This window comes from Candidatus Eisenbacteria bacterium (assembly GCA_035712145.1).
GTDB lineage: Bacteria > Eisenbacteria > RBG-16-71-46 > RBG-16-71-46 > RBG-16-71-46 > DASTBI01.
Genome location: DASTBI010000034.1, coordinates 1 through 17,476, shown reverse-complemented (window position 1 = coordinate 17,476; position 17,476 = coordinate 1). Strand labels below are relative to the sequence as shown.

The 17,476-nt window shown below is 66.6% G+C and carries 15 protein-coding genes; 12 read left to right on the top strand and 3 right to left on the bottom strand.

Going from position 1 to position 17,476, the window contains the following annotated elements; genetic code table 11:
* Entirely contained in the window at positions 1 to 669 is a 669-nt protein-coding gene (locus tag VFQ05_01975; GenBank protein ID HET9325519.1) for a DUF2807 domain-containing protein, read from the top strand.
* Positions 670 to 687: 18 nt separating this feature from the next.
* Here VFQ05_01975 and VFQ05_01970 read toward each other — a convergent pair whose 3' ends face one another.
* On the bottom strand, positions 688 to 1,575 hold the full coding sequence (locus VFQ05_01970; GenBank protein ID HET9325518.1) for a mechanosensitive ion channel: 888 nt from the start codon (positions 1,573 to 1,575) through the stop codon (positions 688 to 690).
* 151 nt (positions 1,576 to 1,726) lie between these two features.
* Here VFQ05_01970 and VFQ05_01965 point away from each other — a divergent pair, with 151 nt between their 5' ends.
* The 3 genes from VFQ05_01965 to VFQ05_01955 all read left to right on the top strand — a co-directional run bounded on the left by VFQ05_01965 (position 1,727) and on the right by VFQ05_01955 (position 8,230).
* A complete protein-coding gene (locus tag VFQ05_01965; protein ID HET9325517.1) occupies positions 1,727 to 2,779 on the top strand; it encodes a hypothetical protein in 1,053 nt (350 codons plus the stop codon).
* Positions 2,776 to 3,348, top strand: coding sequence for a hypothetical protein (locus VFQ05_01960; protein HET9325516.1), 573 nt, complete (start codon positions 2,776 to 2,778; stop codon positions 3,346 to 3,348). Before VFQ05_01965 ends, VFQ05_01960 begins: the two co-directional genes overlap by 4 nt.
* Before the next feature lie 196 nt (positions 3,349 to 3,544).
* Positions 3,545 to 8,230, top strand: coding sequence for a T9SS type A sorting domain-containing protein (locus VFQ05_01955; protein HET9325515.1), 4,686 nt, complete (start codon positions 3,545 to 3,547; stop codon positions 8,228 to 8,230).
* A gap of 9 nt (positions 8,231 to 8,239) precedes the next feature.
* Here VFQ05_01955 and VFQ05_01950 read toward each other — a convergent pair whose 3' ends face one another.
* Positions 8,240 to 8,884 (bottom strand): RDD family protein, encoded by a 645-nt coding sequence (locus VFQ05_01950; GenBank protein ID HET9325514.1) that lies wholly within the window; start codon positions 8,882 to 8,884, stop codon positions 8,240 to 8,242.
* Positions 8,881 to 9,258, bottom strand: a complete 378-nt coding sequence (locus VFQ05_01945; GenBank protein HET9325513.1) for a helix-turn-helix transcriptional regulator — start codon at positions 9,256 to 9,258, stop codon at positions 8,881 to 8,883. Before VFQ05_01945 ends, VFQ05_01950 begins: the two co-directional genes overlap by 4 nt.
* Before the next feature lie 135 nt (positions 9,259 to 9,393).
* Between VFQ05_01945 and VFQ05_01940 the strand changes: the two genes are divergently transcribed.
* From VFQ05_01940 to VFQ05_01905, 8 genes are all read left to right on the top strand, one after another.
* Positions 9,394 to 10,350 (top strand): aldo/keto reductase, encoded by a 957-nt coding sequence (locus VFQ05_01940; protein HET9325512.1) that lies wholly within the window; start codon positions 9,394 to 9,396, stop codon positions 10,348 to 10,350.
* 359 nt (positions 10,351 to 10,709) lie between these two features.
* Positions 10,710 to 11,294, top strand: a complete 585-nt coding sequence (locus VFQ05_01935) for a hypothetical protein (protein HET9325511.1) — start codon at positions 10,710 to 10,712, stop codon at positions 11,292 to 11,294.
* Positions 11,295 to 11,401: 107 nt separating this feature from the next.
* A complete protein-coding gene (locus VFQ05_01930) occupies positions 11,402 to 11,992 on the top strand; it encodes a hypothetical protein (protein ID HET9325510.1) in 591 nt (196 codons plus the stop codon).
* Positions 11,989 to 12,606 (top strand): DJ-1/PfpI family protein, encoded by a 618-nt coding sequence (locus tag VFQ05_01925; GenBank protein HET9325509.1) that lies wholly within the window; start codon positions 11,989 to 11,991, stop codon positions 12,604 to 12,606. The genes VFQ05_01930 and VFQ05_01925 overlap by 4 nt, the downstream gene beginning before the upstream one ends.
* Positions 12,607 to 12,629: 23 nt before the next feature.
* Positions 12,630 to 14,879 carry a protein kinase gene (locus tag VFQ05_01920; protein ID HET9325508.1) on the top strand — a complete coding sequence of 750 codons (2,250 nt, stop codon included), beginning with the start codon at positions 12,630 to 12,632 and terminating at the stop codon, positions 14,877 to 14,879.
* Positions 14,876 to 15,307: a peptide-methionine (R)-S-oxide reductase MsrB gene (msrB, locus tag VFQ05_01915; GenBank protein HET9325507.1), complete on the top strand. Its 432-nt coding sequence runs from the start codon at positions 14,876 to 14,878 to the stop codon at positions 15,305 to 15,307. Before VFQ05_01920 ends, msrB begins: the two co-directional genes overlap by 4 nt.
* Positions 15,308 to 15,310: 3 nt before the next feature.
* Entirely contained in the window at positions 15,311 to 16,153 is an 843-nt protein-coding gene (locus VFQ05_01910) for a helix-turn-helix domain-containing protein (GenBank protein HET9325506.1), read from the top strand.
* 49 nt (positions 16,154 to 16,202) lie between these two features.
* A partial coding sequence (locus tag VFQ05_01905) for a serine hydrolase (GenBank protein HET9325505.1) occupies positions 16,203 to 17,476 on the top strand: 1,274 nt, incomplete at its 3' end.

The window sequence follows — 17,476 nt, the reverse complement described above, 5'->3', positions numbered from 1 at the left end:
ATGCGGAGTCCATCGGGTAAGGCCGGCCTCGTGCTGTTGGTCGCGTGGGCCCCAATGCTCACCGCGGCGCCGGGGAGCACCGCTCAGAGCGTCTTCTCGGTCGCCGCCTTTCGATCCATCCAGCTGCAGGATGGCGGCGAGGTGATCGTGCGCCACGGCTCCACTCAGCGCGTCACGCTGGTGAAAGGCCGGCGGGAGTGCTCGAGCGTCACCGTCGAAGACGGCGAGCTGCTGATCCGGGGTCCTCATGGCCAGTGTCGTGACGAACGGGAGATGGTGATCGAGGTGCAGACGCCAGCGATCGACAAGCTCAAGGTCATGCATGGCGGCACGCTGCGCACCGTGGGGAGCTTCCCATCACAAGAGAAGCTCCTCGGCATGGTGGAGAGCGGCGGCAGGCTGGACATGCGCTCGATGAACGCGAAAGCCGTGCGCGCAGGCGTGCGTCATGGCGGAGGGATCTTCACCAAGCCCACGGTCAGCTTGCAGGCCAGGATCGAGCAAGGGGGATTGATCACTTACTGGGGCGATCCGGACGTTCAGTCGCGGGTCGAGTACGGCGGGGCCGTGACGGCGGGGAGGCCAGGTGATCTGAACCGGCCGCTGGAGAAGATCGAGGCGGGAGTGGAGACGGCGCCGTCTCCTCCCACTCCGCCAGGGGGAGATTGAAGGCGACCGGCGCCTGGCCTACTCGTCCTCGGCGTCGGCCTGAACCGAGCCGCGCCGCTCGGGGGCCGGCTTCAACAGCGTCTGCGCCTGGTCGACGAGCAATTGGATCTGGGGCGACGGGGTTTCCAGTCCGGCTCGTTCAAGCGCCTCCTTGGCCGCCTCGGTGACGCGGTAGAACACAGGCCGCTCGAGCGCCGCGTCGTCGATCCACACTCGGAGCAGGAGGTCGGTTCCCATCGTCCCGAGCGCTTTCACGACCACGTCCGGATTCGGCTCGTCGACGACTCCCTCGATGCCGGTGATGCCGTCGAGCAACGCGCGCCGGGCATCGGCCACGCTCTCGCTGCCGGCGATGGTCACCGGAACCTCGATGCGCATGCCGCCATGCTTGCTGTGGTTCACAAGAGTCGACTCGATGATCTTGCGGTTCGGGATGACCACGTAGCTATTGGCCGGCGTCCGCACGCGCGTGGTGCGCAGGGTGATCTCGGTGACCCGTCCGTATTGGTCCTGGAGGCTGACGTAGTCACCGACTCGGAACGGTTTGTCCCAGAAGATCAGGAACCCGGATATCATGTTGGCGACCGAATCCTGCGCTGCGAATCCCAGCGCGATCCCCACCACCCCGAGCCCCGCGAGCGCCGGCAGGATATTGATGCCCACCTGCCCCGCCGCGATCACCACCGCAATCACGATCAACGCCGAGCGATAGATGTTGTCGATCAGGAGATCGATCAGTGCCTCTTCGAAACGGGCACGGAGCATGATGTTGCGCAGCGCGGCTCGGGAGGTCCTGAAGGCGACCCAGAAGAGGAAGAGGATGATCGCCGCCACCAGCAACCGTGGCAGGAACGCCACCGCGGTGGTGCCCAGCGCCTTGAGATCGAGCCACTCGCTCAGGTTCACGGCCAGCAGGATACTCGCTGCGCGATTCGAGGTCGCGCCAGGTCTTCCCGGCCGCAGCTCAGCGAAGGCATCCGATCAAATGACGGTCGCCCGGTGACGATAACTACCCCCTGGAGGCGTCCCGGATGGGCACGGCTCGAGGAGGGAAGAGGTGAAGTCCCGACTGATCGATGCAGCTGCGTTCGCCATCGGCTTGATCCCAGCGTTCCTCGCGGCCGGCCGCGTGGACGAGTTCCCGTGGGTGCTCAGGCTGGCCTTCACGATTCTGTCCCCTGGCTACGTCGTCGGGATGCCGCTGGTCCAGATCATCGGAATGGTCGGGCTCTTCAGCTTCGGTTTCTTCTTCTTCGTGGCCATTCTGGTCAATGGGCTGATCTATGGGCTGATCTCGTATCTCGCCCGCAGCGCCCTGAAAGGCCGGCGCGCCGCGCGACTCGTCCTGGGTCTGGGGATGGGCCTCTGGATCACATGGGGCGCCGTGTACACGGTCCAGGCCTGGCCATGGCCCGAGCGTCACGCGCCCGTCGTGCTCGCGTCACCCCTCGCCGGCCGCTGGGAGGGCGCTCTCCACGGAATGCGCGGCGACCGCCATGTCACGCTCGTCTGCCATCCACGCGCCGACAGCACACTCGGCGGCTACCTCTATGTTCATGGCGAGGACATGGGGCCGTTCGACGAAGGCACTCATGCCGGGGACTCTCTGTTCATCTCCATCATCGGTTTCGAGTACCGCGCCCGCATCGACGGCACGAGGATGAACATGACGACCACGGTCGCAGGCAGGAGCCAGGCGGCGGAGCTTCAGTTCGTGAGTGCCGACACCACGAGGCCCGGACGCGCACCCATCGACCATGAAACGCCGCTCTTCGGCCGCTGGGACGGCGTCTACCACGGCCCTGCCGGGCGTGACCATCCCATCACGCTCGTCTTCCAGCCGCGCACCGACGGGACACTCCAGCTCTATTTCTACAGCAGCGGCAACGAGAATCATGGAGTCTGGAACGAATCCTGGTCCGCTGACTCCGTTCAATTCAGGCTCGGACGCATTCCTTACCGCGCTCGGTTCGACGACACGGCCATGGCGTTGGAGTGGGTGATCGAAGGGAACACCCGTTCGATGGAGTTGAGTCGGGCCAGCGCCGACACCACGCGGCTCTATCGACCCAAGCCGAATCAGTGGATAGGCGTAGGGGGCGGCCCATGACGACGGCCCGTAGATTCGCTCGACCCGTCATCGTCGTGTCGGTGTCGCTCGTCGTCCTCCTGGCCGTTGCCGGTTGGTTCCGGCTGCGCGAATCGGAGCCCATGGACGACATGCGCCGGCAGGCGGACGTTGTGGCGCTGCCGAAGGACTTCGAGCTGGTGATCGAGAGCTACTCGGAGGGTGCGACCGGCTGGTTTGGATCTGTCCCGCAACTCCACCGCATCTACCATGCTTCCTGGCCGGCCGTGTGCGACTCGCTTCGTGACCTTGGCGCTCGGTTGGGTGAACCCACCGGGCTCGCGCCAGTCCCCAGGGAGAATGCGGATCAGATGTGCAATTGCGGCGCCTGGGTGAAGGCCGGATGGCGGGGCCGGATCAGGAACTACTCTCGCTACGAAGTGAGGCTCACGGCGAGGCGGCCGGGATCATTTGAGGGACCCATGTTCGAGCATGCCCGAGGCTTCACGGTGCTGTATCCGACTTACGAGCCCATGCCCGGACCGAAGATCGTCATCCCCGAAGGCCGCGCCCGGGTCGAGGTCGACCTGATCGCGCATCGGGGACAGTGAGACCACCTCTGACGTAATCCTGTACCGGTTCCCGGCCAGGACGTAGACTCCCGCCCCGAGCGTCGAAGCTCCGACGCCCGCGTTCCATCACGCGATGTTCCTCGCCTCTCTCATCGCGAGGTCGCACATGCTGCTCGGGCACCCCCGCGCTCGAACGCGCGCGAACGCATGCAGCCGCAGACATCGATCCACGCTCGTGCGATCTCGCGCCACGATCCTCACGCTCGCCTTCATCGCTATTCGCGTCGCATTCGCCGATCCGTCCTTCGGCGCCGACATCTCGTGGATCAACGCGGCGGGCGGCTCGTGGAGCACTCCCGGGAACTGGAGCACGAATTCGGTGCCCGGACCTTCCGACCGTGCGCTCATCACCCTGCCCGGAACCTATGCGGTGACGCTCGACGTCAACCCGTCCGTCGCAGCGATCTTCGTCGGTGCGGGATCCGGACAGCAGACGCTCTTCGGCTCGGGTCGCGCGCTGGCCGTCACGGAATCGATCTCGGTAACGCCTTCGGGGGTTCTCGACCTCATCAACTCGACGGTGAGCGGGAGGCTCGCCGATCGGGCGCTGGTGGTGGCGCGCCGGAACTGCACCTTCAGTGGCCAGACCAACGTCGAGGTCGGGGCCACGCTGCGCGTGCTCGGCGCCTCCGGGGGAAGCGCCATGTTGACGGTGGGGCCGCTCACCAACCGGGGAACGATCGAGCTGACGGCGGTCGATGGCAACTTTCAATCGAACCTTACGGGTGCGGGGCCGGTCACCAACGCATCGGGGGGGCTGATCCGCACGCTGCCGGGAACCGGCGGTGAGCGCCATCTTTCCGTGCCCATCATCAACCAGGGGATGGTGACGCTCGACTACCTGGCCTACTTCGACAACACCGGACTGAGCTTCCTGAATGATGTCGGGGGCACGATCGACGTCGGCAACACCAATCTCGTCCTCAGCCAGTCGGGCGGCTCGTTCAGCAATCAGGGGACGATGACGATCGGGGCCACCCGGGTCTTCTCCGTCAGTGCCGGCTCGTTCTCGAACTCCGGCACGATCGCTGGAGCCGGAACGCTGGCGCTCAACAATACGACCATCGCCGGCTCGCTCTCGCCGGCTTCCACCGTCGTGCTCGATCTGACCAATTGCACGGTGAATGCGTCGGTGACCAATCAGGGCCTCACGGTGCTTCACGGATTCAGCACCTTCAACGGTGGGTTGATCAACCAGGCCGGCGCGACACTGCGGAACCTCGCCGGGTCCGGAACGAACACCTACACGACGCTCGCGAGCGCCGTCACCAATCACGGCACCATCGAGATGACGACGGTGACGGGAAACCTCCAGTCGAACCTGGTGGGCAACGGACCGCTCACGAATGAGACCGGAGGGTTGATCCGGGTGCTGGTCGGGACCGGCGGCGAGCGACATCTCTCGGTCCCCACGACCAATCGGGGCACCGTGTCGCTCGAGAGCGTGCTCTACCTCGACAACTCCGGAAGCCAGCTGAACGACGTGGGCGGCCTCTACGACCTGAGCGGCGCGGACCTCGTCGTCACCCAATCCGGCGCCTCGCCGAGCTTCAACAACCAGGGCACGGTGAGCGTGGCCTCGGGACGCACCTGGTCGATCAGCGGCGGCGCCTTCACGAACACCGGTTCCATCTCTGGAGCAGGGAGCCTGTCGCTCGCGAGCCTCACCGCCAACCTGAACACCGCCCTCACGCTCAACCTCGCGAGCGTGAGCGCGACGACCTCGACGCTCAACGTTCCGCAGGGGCTGACCAACGGGGCGACGACGACGCTGACCCTCAACAACGTCACGGTGAACGGGGCGATCACGAACAACGGCCTGATGGTGACGCGCCGGAACGTCACCCTCAACGGGTCGCTGACCAACGAGACGGGCTCGACCTTGCGGGTGCTGGGGGCGAGCGGCGGGAGCGCCAACCTCATCATCGGCCCGGTGACCAACCGTGGCGCGCTCGAGCTGACCACCATCGACGGCAACTTCCAGTCGAACCTCTCGGGCAGCGGCACGCTGACCAACGTCGCGGGGAGCACCTTCCGCGTGCTTCCCGGGACCGGAGGCGAGCGACACCTCCAGGCGGCCATGGTCAACCAGGGAACGATGACCGTGGAGTACTCGCTCTACCTCGACAACGGCACCAAGGCCCAGCTGAACGACGTGGGCGGCACGATCTCCCTGACCACCGGGGACATCGTGCTCAGCCAGTCGGGCGCCGGGAGCTTCACCAACCGCGGCACCCTGAGCGTGGGGGCGGGGAGGACGTTCGCGATCAGCGGCGGGACGTTCCTCAACGACATCGCGGGAACCCTGCGTGGATCGGGGACCATCAGCTCATCGGGCCCCGACATCACCAACGCCGGCACCATCAGCCCGGGAGCGTCGCCCGGCAGGTTGAGCTTCAACGGAAAAGTCGTGCAAGCCTCCACGGGCCGCGTGCGCATCGAGCTCTCCGGCACGCAGCCGATCACCCAGTACGACGTGCTCCAGTGCTCGGGCCAGGTGGTGCTCGGCGGAACGCTCCAGGTCGCGCTGCTCGGAGGATTCGTGCCGCCCGCGGCGACGCCCTTCGTCGTGCTCAAGTACGGCTCGCGGACGGGCACGTTCACCTCCTATGAGGGTCTCAACCTGGGAGGGAGCCTCCAGTTCTCGCCGACCTACACCGACACGGCGATGATCCTCTCGACCGGTCCGCTCGCCATCACCTCGGTGACCCCCAACCGCGGCGGCCAGGGAACCGTGAGCTGCGTGGTGCACGGCGCGGGATTCTTCCCCGGGCTGACCGCCAAGCTCGTTCGCGGCGCCAGCCAGGTCCCGGGCACCCTTCTCGGCATCAGCCCGCTCGGCATCGGCTTCGGCGTCAAGTTCGATCTCACGGGAAAGGCCCTTGGAGCATGGGACGTGGTCGTGCAAGGCGCCGATGGAACCACGGTGACGCTCCCCGGCGGGTTCACGGTCGAGCCGGTGCAACCGGCCTGGGTCTCGGTGCAGATCGTGGGGAGGCCCGTCATTCGCGTCGGCCGGCCGGCGTCGTACGAATTCGTCTTCACCAACAACGGCAACGTGGACGCGGTCGGCGTGCCGGCCTACATCGGCGGTCTGCCCTCGGGCTCGTCGTTCGGTCCGGGATTCGCGCCATCGCCCACGGTCCCGGGGGCATCCCCGATCGACTACAACAGCTTCCCGAAGACGTATGGCCCATCGAACAGCTCGATACTTCCCGTCATCCTGCCGCGTGTGCCTCCCGGGGCCTCGGTGCGAATGCGCGTCACCGTGCAAACGAACGCCCCGGGCAGCATTCCTCTGAAGACCTGGGTCAACCCGGCCTTCTACACCCCCGGCGTCACCCCCCAGATGCTCGAGTGCTACATCGCCTTGATGGAGGCGGTGCTCCAGTGCGGCGGCATATTCGTTCCTCCTGGCGGGGCGTGCATCACCCAACTCGTGGCGCTCTATTTCGAGACCGTGCTCTCCGTCTCGGGAACCGGCCTCGACATCGTCGACCCGGATGAAGAAGAGGCGAGCGTCGCGATCTCCATGATCGAAACCGTCGTCACGGTCACGGTCGGCGCCTTTGAGACGATCATCGAGTGCGTGGTCGAGGATCTCCCGAACGCCCTCAAGGTCTTCAACGCCTTCATGTGCGGCTGGGACTTCGGTCAGGCCCTCCACGAATGTTCCAGCATCTTCACCCGCGACGGCGAGTCGGCGCTGATCGTGTCCGCCGTGACCGGACACGACCCGAACGACAAAGCGGGTCCGAGCGGGATCGGCATCGCGCGATTCGTGCGCAATTCGGAGCCGCTCCCGTACGCGATCTATTTCGAGAACCTCGAGACCGCGACGGCGCCGGCGCAGGAGGTCGTCGTCGCGGACACCCTGGACACCACCAAAGTCGACGTGTCGACCGTGGCGCTGGGTCCCATTCGGTTCGGCACCCACGTGCTCACGCCTCCGCCGGGCTCGACGTCATACCTCGGCGCGCTCGACCTGAGGCCCACCACGAACCTGGTCGTGAGAGCCGACGTGCGGCTGGATACCGCCGCAGGTGTCCTCACCTGGCGCCTGTCGTCCATCGATCCCGACACCGGCGCACCGCCCGAGGATCCGTTCGCGGGCTTCCTGCCGCCCAACATCACCCCGCCGCAGGGAGAGGGCAGCGTCCAGTACACCGTCCAGCCGAAGAGCGGCATGATGACGGGCACCGTCGTCGGGAACCGAGCGTCGATCGTGTTCGACACCAACGAAGCGATCCTGACTCCGGTGTGGACGAACGCCTTCGACGCCACGCCACCGACGAGCGCCGTCGGCGCCCTGCCCGCGGTGACCCAGACGCTCAGCATCCCGGTGACCTGGGGGGGAAACGATGCCGGATCCGGCGTGAAGGACTACACCATCCACGTCTCGGTGGATGGAGGGCCCGACAGCGTCTGGCTGGACCGCGTGCCTCAGACCTCGGGCTATTTCTCCGGCGCACCGGGGCACTCCTATGCGTTCTACAGCGTCGCGCGTGATTCGACGCTCCTGACCGAAACCGCACCCGGAGAACCGGACGCGCAGACGACGATCTCGTCATCCGTCGGCGTGGGAGAGCGGAGGTTCGCCTTCGCGTTGCGTGGGGCGCTTCCGAATCCTGCCGACTCCCGCGTCCTGGTGTCGTTCGAGCTGCCGGCGACGCGACCTGGCACGGTGGAGCTCTACGACTTGGCGGGTCGGCGGGTCGCGCATCGTGATCTGGGCGCCTTCCGGCCGGGCCCGCATTCCGTCAGCCTGGGCCAGGGGGAGCGCATCCGGCCCGGGATGTATTTCGTACGCCTCCGCCACGGCGCACGGAGCGCGGTCATGAAGGTCGTCGTGGCACGCTAGGCGGACCGGCTACACCATCGCCGTCGCCACCGTGTGGGCCGGCTGAGCCGCCTCGCTCACGTCGACCACGCGCGTCTTCGACAGCATCTCGAACGCGCGCTGGCGACGGTCGGTGAACAGCGCGAAGAGCGCGTCGATGGTGAAGACCTGCAGGAAGAGCGGCAGCTGGCGGACGATGGCCTGACCGATCCCGATCCGGGCGCCTTTCTCGGTCACGACCTGCAGGCCGAAGAGACGCTTGCCCAACGTCTGACCGGAAGCGTACTCGGTGAGAATGGGATACCAGCACGAGAACCCGAGCGCGATGAGGTAGGCGGCCGCGAAGCCGATCCACACCGGTTCCGACGGTTGGTGCGCGGCGGTGGTCCACCACACCAGAAAGACGATGCACGGCAGCAGGAGCACCAGGACGAGGTCCACGACTTTCGCCAGTCCGCGGCGGACGTGCGGCGGCTTGCGCATCGGCAAGGCGGCGAGGTAGGACTCGGCGAGCACCTTGGGATCACCGAGCTGACGAATCGCTTCTTCCACGCTGCCTCCTGGCTCGATCCGATCGGCGATGTGTCCGCGAAGCTCCGCTTCGATCTGGTCGCGAACCGGACCGGGGAGGATGTGAATGAGAACCTGCTGCACGTAGATGTCTTCGGGTTTCATGATTCCTCCGGTCTCTCCTGGATCAATCGGGTCATCGCTTCGGCAAAAGTCGTCCACTCACGGCTCAGGCGCTTGAGCTGGACCGTTCCCTCGGGGGTGAGCCGGTAGTACTTGCGCGGCACTCCGCGCTGCGGCGTCTCCCAACGCACGGAGACGAAGCCGCCGCGTTCGAGGCGATAGAGAACCGGGTACAGCGTTCCGTCGGTGATCTCGAGGGCGCCCCGGGTGCGATCCCTCAGCTTCGTCACGATCTCGTAGCCGTATGCCTCACCCGTCGACAGCAGGTGAAGGACGATGAGCTCGAGAGAACCGCGCCTGAGCTCCCGCTCGATGCTCCGGCCGTCGCCGTTCTCGCTCTGCTTCCCGTGGCCCATGGCACTACCATATACCTTGCCACGCCAGATATTGTTGCAGCCGATCCGCCGACTTTTGGCCTGCAATGGGTTAAGGGCTTCGCGGCGGGCCGCGCGGGGCCTCCTGAGGTAGATTCGCCAGCCCCGAGGAGCCCCATGCACTACCGAACGTTCGGCCGAACCGGATGGAGCGTCAGCGAAGTTGGCTACGGGATGTGGGGCATGGGCGCCTGGACCGGCTCGAACGACGAGGAATCCATGGCGTCGCTCGAGCACGCCGTCGACCTCGGGTGCAACTTCTTCGATACCGCGTGGGCCTACGGCCGGGGACACAGCGAACGTCTGCTCGGCCGGCTGCTGCGGAGTCGACCCGATGCGCGTCTGTACACCGCCAGCAAGATCCCTCCCAAGAACCTCCAGTGGCCTGCGTCCTCGGACATGTCGCTGGACGACACGTATCCCGCGGATCACATCCGAGAGTTCGCCGAGAAGAGCCTCGAGAACGTCGGAGTCAGCACGCTCGATCTGCTGCAGTTCCACACCTGGAGTGACGCATGGGCCGATGACCCGCGCTGGCAGCGGGCGGTCGACTCATTGAAGGCGGAGAAGCTCGTGCGCGCCGTGGGCGTCAGCGTCAACCGGTGGGAGCCCCAGAACGGCCTGCGAGCGCTGCGCACCGGCCTGATCGACGCGGTGCAGGTGGTGTACAACATCTTCGACCAGGCACCCGAGGACGAGCTGTATCCGGTGTGTCGGGAGCTCGGGGTCGCGGTGATCGCGCGTGTCCCGTTCGACGAAGGGACGCTGACCGGCACGCTCACTTTGAACAGCTCGTGGCCCGACGGGGATTTCCGCAACATTTACTTCGCGGGGGACAAGCTGCGCGCGAGCGTGGAGCACGCGGAGCGACTCCGGCCGGACATCCCCGCGGGGATGACCATGCCCGAGCTCGCCCTGCGATTCATCCTGGCAAATCCGGACGTCGCCACGATCATTCCCGGCATGCGCAAGGGCTCGCATGTCGATGCGAACCTGGCCGTAAGTGACGGGAAGCCGCTGGACGCCGCGGTCGTGCAGCGGCTTCGTGGACATCGGTGGGATCGAAGCGTGTAGTAACTCTTTAGGGTAGATTCCCCGCCCGAAGCACAGTCCAGACCTCCCGCCTCTCGACGTGTCTCCCTTGGAGGATCTTCATGCTCCGTGCTGAGCGCAGCTTGCCAGCTCCATCGCATGGTGTTCGCCTCTTGTCCTTGCCTGCTTGGTCGATCGCCGGAAGCCTGCTCGCGGCGACCTTCCTGAGCATTGGGACCTCCGATTCGCTCGCCCAGGCCGCAGGCGACTCCGTGAGCTCGATCCCCTCGCCCTCGCCCTCGCCCTCGCCCGCGCCAGCCACCTCGGCCCCGCGGGTGACCTCCGCACCAGCCACCTCGGCCCCGCGCGTGACTTCCGCACCAGCCACCTCGCCTCAGCGCATGACCTCCGCCGCAGTCCAGACGAAGAGACGCGCCTACTCGCTCCATCTGCATGGCGGTCTCTTCGCGCCGATCGACGTGAATGCACCGAGCCCCACCGTTGGGCTCCGCTTCGGAAGGCTTCTGGGCCAGCACCTGCAGGGGGGCGTGCTGACCGGCTGGACCTTCAGGAGGAAGAATCTCGAGCAACCCGTCGACGGACTCCCAGGGCTCAAGCCTCACCTGGTGCTCGCGCGCCTCGACGGACATCTGGTGCCGCTGATGGCGTTCCTTCAGGTGAACGTCACCGAGAAGCGCTTCCTCGTGCCCTATGTGGGAATTGCCGCCGGCTACGAGTGGATCAGCCTGGTCGCGAACGACTACCGCACCCTTCAGGAAACCAAGTCGTCGTACGCGAACTGGGCGTGGGAGAGCTGGGGCGGGTTCGGCATGCGATTGGACCCGAAGCTCCGCGTCGACGTCGAGCTCTTCTACAACGGCGCAAAGCTCGAGCGTGACGTCCTGGATCCGAGCGGCCTCAATTTGCGCGAGGCAGTCGACATGAACGGAGTGGGGGCGAGAGTGGGTCTGGACATCCTGTTCTAGCCATGGCGGCGCTCCTGGTGTCGAGCCGTGTCATGCGAGGGCCGCGACCTGCGTACCCGCGTATTGGCTTCGCGTCGTTGCTCGCCTTGTGGATGGTCATTGGGCATGTGTCCGTCGCGATGTCGCAGGCTGCTTCGTCCAATGTCTGGTCGATCCAGCTGCATGGGGGAGCGTTCGCGCCGATCGAAGCCAACGGATCGAGCCCAATGGTCGGAATGCGCTACGCCAAGCACTACTCCCCACATTTGTATGGAGGCTTGCTGACCGGGCTGGCATCGGTGAGCAGGAGCCTGGAGCAGCCGACGCAGATGCCGCCCGATGTCGGGCCGCGCGCGGAGCTCGCGCGGGTCGACGCGCGACTCGTGCCACTCATGGGATTCCTCCAGGTCAATTTCACGGAGAAGTCCTTCCTGATGCCACTGCTCGGCATTGGCGCCGGCTACGAGTGGCTGGCCCTCGAGGCCGAAGACTTTCGCACCGGTTCGAAATCCACCTCGACCTACGGCAACTTCGCCTGGGAGACGTACGGCGGGGTGGCCGTGCGACTGAGAAGCAACATGCGGTTGAGTGGAGAGGTGTACTACAACGGAGGCTCGCTGCAGCGCCGCGTCTTCGACGAATTTGGAAGCCTATGGATCGAGGCCGTCCACGTGAATGGCGTGGGCGCACGAGTCGGACTGGACATGGACTTCGAGTGAACAGACGAAACGTCGGCATCTTGATCTTCGATGACGTCGAGGTGCTCGACTTTGCCGGCCCATTCGAGGTGTTCTCCCGCACCCGGCTCGTTCCCGGACCCGAATCTCGGCGCTCCGATGACTCGGCGCCCTTCCACGTCTTCACCCTCGCTGCGTCGACCGAGACGGTGACGGCGACGGGCGGGTTGCGCGTCGTTCCACGTCACGACTTCGCGAGCGCGCCCTCGATCAACCTACTCGTCGTTCCCGGGGGCTTCGGCACTCGCACCCTGTTGAACGACGAGCCGGTCATCGATTGGATTCGCGATGCCGCCGAAAAGGCCGAGCTCGTCACATCCGTCTGTACCGGGGCGCTCCTGCTCGCCAGAGCGGGCTTGCTCGCGGGGAAGCAGGCGACCACGCACTGGGCCGCCCTCGACCTGTTGGCACAGGTCGACCCGGCGGTTCGAGTTCAGCGAGGCATGCGCGTCGTGCGGGATGGGATCGTCACGTCGGCCGGCGTCTCGGCCGGAATCGACATGGCGCTCGACGTCGTGAGAAGCCTGTTCGGCGAACCGGTCGCCGCGGACGTCGCCCGGTATATGGAGTACGAGCGCGCGGGGACGCCATCGTGAACTCCTTGAGGTAGACTCGCCCGGTGCCGTTGACTCCCACCACGCGCCTCGGCGCTTACGAGATCGTCGCCCGGCTCGGCGCGGGCGGCATGGGAGAGGTGTACCGTGCCCGCGACACGCGACTGTCGCGCGACGTCGCGATCAAGGCGTTGCCCGAGGCGTTCATCCGGGACGCCGATCGCCTGTCGCGCTTCCGCCGCGAGGCCCAGACGCTCGCGGCCCTCAACCACTCCAATGTCGCCACCATTTATGGGCTCGAGGAGTCCGACGGCGCGCCCTATCTCGTCCTCGAGCTCGTCGAGGGGGAGACGCTCGCCCAGCGACTCGCTCGTGGCCCGCTGCCGATTCGCGATGCGCTGATTCTCGGCATCCAGGTGGCCGCGGCAATCGAGGCCGCGCACGAGCGCGGGATCATCCATCGTGACCTGAAGCCCGGCAACGTGATGATCACGTCCTCGGGAACCGCCAAGGTCCTCGATTTCGGTCTCGCGAAGTCGGACTCCGGGGCCACGGTCGGCGCCGACCTCACGCAGTCGCCCACGATCGCCGCCGGGACCGTGGCGGGTGTGATCCTCGGGACCGCGGCCTACATGAGTCCCGAGCAGGCGAGGGGACTGTCGGTGGATCGGCGCAGCGACGTGTGGTCGTTCGGGTGCGTTCTCTACGAGTGCCTGGCCGGTCGCCCAGCCTTCACGGGCGCCACCGCGTCCGACCTGATCGCGAAGATCCTCGAGCGCGAGCCGGATTGGTCGGCGCTGCCCGCGGGAACGCCTGCAGCGATGCGAGAGATCCTGCGGCGTTCGCTTCGCAAGGAGACGGAGGCCCGGCCACGCGACATCCGCGACGTGCGGTTGGAGCTGGAGGCGATTGCTTCCGGTTCCACGCAGGGAACCGCGAGACGCGAGAAGTCGATTGCCGTGCTGCCGTTCGAGAACCAGGGGGGATCGGACGATGACTACTTCTCCGACGGCGTCACCGACGAGATCCTGAACGCGCTGGCGCAAGTCGAAGGCTTGCGGGTCGCGGCGCGCACATCGTGCTTCGCGTTCAAAGGGCAGCGTCAGGATCTGCGGCAGGTTGCCGAGAAACTCGATGTCGGCACGGTGCTCGAAGGCACCGTGCGGCGCTCCGGCTCGCGGCTTCGCATCACGGTGCAGATGGTCAACGCCGCGGACGGATACCAGCTCTGGTCGGAGCGATACGACCGCGAGATGACCGACGTATTCGCCGTGCAGGAGGAGATCGCGAACACCATCGCCACGCGGCTGCGCGGGGACATGCACGCCGACAAGGAGCGAGCCCGAGCGCGGGGCGGCACCAGGAATCTCGAAGCCTACGAGCTGCTGCTTCGCGGCCGCGCCCTGCAGACACGACGAGGACGATTCCTGCCTCAGGCCGCGGCGTGTTTCGAGCGGGCCATCGCGCTCGATCCACAGTACACCGAAGCCCTGGCGTGGCTGGCGGACTCCTATCGGCTGATGGGCACGTTCGGCGCCAAGCCCAGCGAGGTGATGCCCAGGGCGAAGGACCTGGCCGAGCGTGCTCTGGCGATCGATGACCGAATGGTCCATGCCTGGATGACGCTGGCGTCCGTGGCAGAACAGTACGAGCGCGATTTCGCACGATCGGAGGAGCTCTACATCCGCGCGCTGACCCTCGATCCGCGCCACTCACAGGCACGCGCCCAGCGCGGACTCTGGCGGGCCATTCGGCTCGCGATGCCAATGGCGGATGCGCTGGCGGAGCTGGAGCGAGCGGTGGAGGACGATCCGCTGAACTCATGGGTGGCGGCGATGCGCTCGTACCTGCTCGGGATCGCCGGCCGACACGAGGACTCCATCGTCGAGGCCGAGCGCGCGGTGGCTCTCGACGACGAGTCCTTCTTCGCCCAATGGACCCTGGTGCGCGCCCACGCTTGGGCGGGTCACTACGAGCAGGCCTTCCAGCAGGCTCCCGCGCTGCTCGGAGGGTCCGGCCGCCACCAGTGGGCGGTCGGTTTGCTCGGTTGGACCTATGGCCGGGCGGGACGGATCGATCTCGCCCGCGCATGCCACGACGAGCTCGAGGCGCGATCGAGGCTCGATTACGTCGCCCCCAGCTGGCTCGCCATCACCGCGCGCTCCGGGGGACTCGCCGACGAATCGATTCGCTGGTGCGAGCGCGCCGTGCTCGAGCGCGATCCGCTCGTGCTGTGGGCCAAGACTCTCCCATTTTGGGAGTCCTTTCACGCGGATCGACGATTCCAGGAGATCACGCGCGGCTTGTGGGGATGAGGCGGGCTGCGTCCTCGTCCGCTTTCGGATCCCGGAGGGGAGGTCACGTGAAGACCGACGACGAGTGGAAGCAGGCCCTCAGCCCGATGCAGTACGCCGTGCTTCGCCAAGGCCAAACGGAGCGAGCCTTCACGGGCGAGCATTGGAACCGCAAGGATGACGGCACCTACGTCTGCGCCGGGTGTGGGACGGAGCTCTTCACCTCCGCCGACAAGTACGACTCAGGCTGCGGATGGCCGTCCTATACACGCGCCATGGTCGAGGGGCGGATCGAGGAGCGTGAGGACACGAGCCATGGCATGGTGCGCACGGAGGTCCGGTGCGCGAAGTGCGGCGGGCATCTCGGCCACCTCTTCGACGACGGTCCAGGACCCACCGGCCTGCGCTACTGCATCAACTCCGCGAGCCTCGACTTCCGGAAGTCCTGACCCGTGAAGCAACGGATCGTGTGGCATCTGGGCACGAGCGACTGTGCGCTGCGGCTCATCGAGTACGCCCCCGGCACGCGCCAGCTCCCGCATGCTCATTCCCGCGATTCGATCACGCTCGTGCTGCGCGGGGAGCTCAGGGAGAGCAGCGAAGGCGGGGAGGAGCGAGCGGCATCGCTGAGCGTCGTCGCGAAACCCGCAGGCGTCGAGCATGAGAACGAGTTCGGCCCAGCTGGGGCGTGCACGCTCCAGATCGAGCTTCCGCCAGACCATCGACACCGTTGGAGCATCTCGATGCCACACGCATCGATCCGATGGGAGCATGCTGGACCTTCGTGCCGCACGCTGCTCAAGATGCTCTCCCTTCTGGATCGCGACGCCCCGCCAAACCCAAGAGCCGCGGACGAACTCGTGCACCGCAGCGTGGCGGCGCTGTCATTCAGGCTCCCGGCCGAGGCTCCGCCGACGTCGTGGCTCATGGAGGTTCGAGTCGCGCTCGAGCGCGAGTCGACGCCAATTGCCGCGCTCGCGCGCCGCATGGGTGTGCACCCCGTCTATCTTGCACGCCGCTTTCGAGCTCGGTTCGGTGTATCGCCCACCACCTATCGGACGCGGCTTCGGGTCCAGCGCGCGGCCCGTTCTCTGCTCGAGGCCAAAGGCCCGCTGGCGGCGCTGGCGCTCGACGCCGGCTACTACGACCAGCCCCACATGAACCGGCAGATCCGAGCGACCACCGGGTTGACTCCGCGGGCCCTGCGAAGCGTGTCCGGCTGGATCGATACCCCCGATGCACGCGGGTTCGCCTCGGCGCGGCATGGTTGCGTTCGTACAAGAACGCCCCGCTGATCTCGCGCCACACTGCCCGCCATTCGATCAGACGACGGGTGGAGATCTCATGAAGCGCCTCTCGGTATCGCTCACATTCGGCATCCTGTTCCTCGGTCCTCCGGCTTCCGCCGAAGCCGCGCGCCCGAGCGCCGCCATGATCGCCGGCGCGGTCGACTCGCTCGCCGCTCGAGCGGTGGCCCTCGGTCTCGCTCCGGCCCTCGGAGTGGCGATCACCCAGAACGGGCGCACGATCCATGCAAAATCTCACGGCCATGCCGACGTGACCGCCGGGGTGCCGGCAGGCGACAGCACCCTGTGGTACCTGGCCTCGACGACCAAGTCATTCACCGGATTCGGCATGGCCCTCCTGGCGAACCAGGGAGCACTACGCTTCGACACTCCGATCGCCACACTGCTGCCTCACGCACGCTGGCATCCCGCGGTGCGTGCCGACACGCTGACGCTCGCGCATTTCCTTTCCCACACTCACGGCCTCGACGATGGCGCCGTGGTGATGAGCGCGGCATTCACCGGGGCCATCCCCGAAGCCCAATGGCCCGAGCTGCTCGCGGCCTCCGAACCGAGGCCGACCCGCGACCTGATCTACGGCAACCTCGGCTACAACGTCGCGGCCATGGTGATCGACGCTCGGCGACCCGAGGGCTGGAGAGCTTTCCTCGAGCGGAACGTCCTCCTGCCCTCCGGCATGAAGGACACGCACGCGCGCGTGTCGGGGATCGACCTCAAGCGGATCGCCAAGCCTCATCGTCTCCTCTCGGATGGGCACTACGCCACCGAGCCCTTCTTCAAGACCGACGCCACGATGAACTCGGCCGGAGGGCATCTGGCGACGCTGCACGATCTGGCGCGCTGGACGATCGTGCAGATGGATGGCGGCCGAATCGACGGCCGACGAGTGTTCCCGGCGGAAGCGGTCGCCCTGAGCCATCGGCTCATCGCAAAGCACACACGCGAGCAGGCTCGACGATTCGCGTACTTCGACCGCGAGGGGTGGGCCTCAGGGTGGGACATCGGGGCCTATGAAGGCGAGCCGATGATCAGCCGTTTCGGCAGCTACAGCTCGACACGATCTCATCTCTCGTTCCTGCCACGCCGCCGCATCGGCGTCGTGGCGATGTCATCCGGAGGGCCTTCCGTCGTCACCGACATCGTGGCGGCATACGCCTACGACCTCGAGGCGGGGCGCCCCGAAGCCCGGACACGCGCCGATCAGCGGCTGAGCGAGCTTCGGATGAACCTCGGCCGGAACGCGGCCCGTCAGGACTCGATGCGCGCGGCGCGACAGCTCCAGCCGCTGGGCCGCCCTCTCGCCGACTTCGC